General features: G+C 47.9%; 2 protein-coding genes and 1 pseudogene. 1 reads left to right on the plus strand and 2 read right to left on the minus strand.

Annotated elements, in window-relative coordinates; genetic code table 11:
- Window positions 1–446 precede the first annotated feature (446 nt).
- Both JUJ53_RS19460 and JUJ53_RS19465 read right to left on the minus strand, forming a co-directional pair.
- Window positions 447–728 (minus strand): type II toxin-antitoxin system mRNA interferase toxin, RelE/StbE family, encoded by a 282-nt coding sequence (locus JUJ53_RS19460; RefSeq protein WP_204153704.1) that lies wholly within the window; start codon window positions 726–728, stop codon window positions 447–449.
- The gene (locus tag JUJ53_RS19465; RefSeq protein ID WP_204153705.1) at window positions 725–943 is read right to left on the minus strand and encodes a hypothetical protein; all 219 of its coding nucleotides are present in this window, start codon (window positions 941–943) and stop codon (window positions 725–727) included. Before JUJ53_RS19465 ends, JUJ53_RS19460 begins: the two co-directional genes overlap by 4 nt.
- A 538-nt stretch (window positions 944–1481) precedes the next feature.
- On the opposite strand from JUJ53_RS19465, the pseudogene JUJ53_RS19470 reads away from it, so the two are divergent.
- Window positions 1482–1859: pseudogene (locus tag JUJ53_RS19470) on the plus strand (Tn3 family transposase); the annotation flags it as partial.
- Window positions 1860–2081 lie beyond the last annotated feature (222 nt).

The following is a 2081-nucleotide window of genomic DNA, read 5'->3' on the forward strand; positions in this document are numbered from 1 at the left end:
AGCGATCGCTCTCTCTGTAGCTAGACCGTCTTCATTCGGATGCAACTGGCTGCGATCGCCTCCCAACTTCAATCCCTCAAAACGGCCTTCTTTGATGACTGTGCAGATCTCAATACGACAACACTCAAACTCGACTCGGCTGTTATCTCTCGCACATTAACGGTTGGATAGAGGATAGAGGCACCTGGTTTACCACTCAAATCCTCCACGACCCACTGCTCCAAGACGGATGGGGCGATCCAGAAGGTGAGGCTTCCTCTCTGCTTCAATCCAGCGTTATACTCAGACCAGTTGCGGATGCGGTATTGAGGTTTCATGGCAGCTTTAGGGGTGGTAACTGAAATCTACCATGGCTCTACCCTTCCGCAGCACCTCTTCATGCAACAACGCCGCGTGAAATTATACGGACTGTATCGCATTAGGCTGATAAACGCTATAACTTTGCTTTAGTACACGTCGTCATGGCTGCCAATATCAACGAGAACAATCAAATCCTCTCCGGTTTCCGGGGCTGCTTGGAAGGCAAAGACAATGCGGCAATCATAAGCCACCCAACAAGCCCATAACCCCTCTAATTGTCCCGTCAGTTTGTGAGACTTCAGCGAAGGCGTAAACGGATCATGGCTTAACGTCTCCAACGTTGCCAAAATCTTGTTCTGCAACTGAGGATTCTTCTTAATCAGTCGCTTAAAACTGCGCTTAAACTTACTGCCTGTCGTTAAAATCATTCATCCTCATCAGACGATAGTAAATAAGCTTTCATTTCTTCAAAGTTGCCTCGTTTTGCCGTTCCTGCCTCTATCGCCTGAAACGTTTCCTGAGCATTCGCCGCAATCTCACCCCGGCGCGCTTCAACCCGGCGTTTATGGATTAGCTCAAACAGTAGCTCTTGATCCTCCTCTGAGAGCTCTTCAATCGACTCAATAATGTCTTGTAACGTCATCAGTTAACCTCCAAATCAAAGCCCACCTTGGCTAATTACCTATTTACCTAACTTCGGGCTCTTGGCCGCTTTTGGTGATCCATCCACGGAGAGCTATGGATAATAAGGGGATCCATTCTCACATCCGCTAACTCCATGAACCTCTTCTCATATCTACTCCCTAGCCACACAGCAACGCCTCTACTCCACACTATCTACTATCATGGGTGGGTCAAGGCCCACATCTTGCTACAGCCTTCTCCCACCTATGATATCCCCTCACCCACTACACAAAGGACAGACGTTCCAGCAACACCCACCACCGATGAGACGTGATAGCTTCTCATTCATCTAACGACTCAACACCGCGGGGGGCGATCGCTTCATGGGTCAGCGGACACAACCACAACCGCTCGGTATATGGGTCAGTTGTGATTCAGCAAAATGTGGGATCTAGTATCGCCAGGAATCTCAGAGCATGACTGCCTCCGCTCAAAAAGACTGATGCATAAGAGCTTCAGCCATTGTTACGGATTTTCCCACACATGTCTGACGCACAACCAACAAAAGTGAGTCGTTTAACCGCTTTGCCAAGTGGCTTGCTTTTGGCGGCGAAGGAGTGATTCCCAGTAACGACCGTGATAAGCAGCGCAAGTTCATCAAGTACAACCACTTGGTTGCCAGTTGTCTCATTTTTTACAACGTCTTTGAGATGAACCGCGTTCTTCATGGGCTAATGCAGGAGGGGCACACCTTCAGTGAAGAGGCCATTGCCTCTTTGAGCCCGTATCTGACGGAACACATCAACCGATTGGGGCGCTATCACCTTGATCTCGAACAGCGACCGCCGGACATTCAATTCGATGTCCCTATCGTCATTGCACCTCAATCATCTGAAAAGGAAGCGAATCATCAACTTCAAATCCCATTACCGTGAAAATTCACCTGTATATCCTGTCCAGTACTCAATCTTGTAGTACGGCTAAAATCCCCTTGTAATAAGGATTCTAGAGGCTGATGGTAACATTTCGTCAGAATCGTTGCCATACCCCTTATTGCCATCCAGCAATTCTCAGTATGAACATCTTGCATGAGCTTATTGAGAACAGTGTCAATAGATTTGTTGAAAAAGCTCATTCTTTCGTTCAGGATTCGGCAG

It is taken from the genome of Leptolyngbya sp. CCY15150, assembly GCF_016888135.1.
Lineage (GTDB): Bacteria > Cyanobacteriota > Cyanobacteriia > RECH01 > RECH01 > RECH01.

Coding starts and splice junctions, on each gene's coding strand:
- JUJ53_RS19460 (WP_204153704.1), bottom strand. CDS start 728: ATGATTTTAACGACAGGCAGTAAGTTTAAGCGCAGTTTTAAGCGACTG.
- JUJ53_RS19465 (WP_204153705.1), bottom strand. CDS start 943: ATGACGTTACAAGACATTATTGAGTCGATTGAAGAGCTCTCAGAGGAG.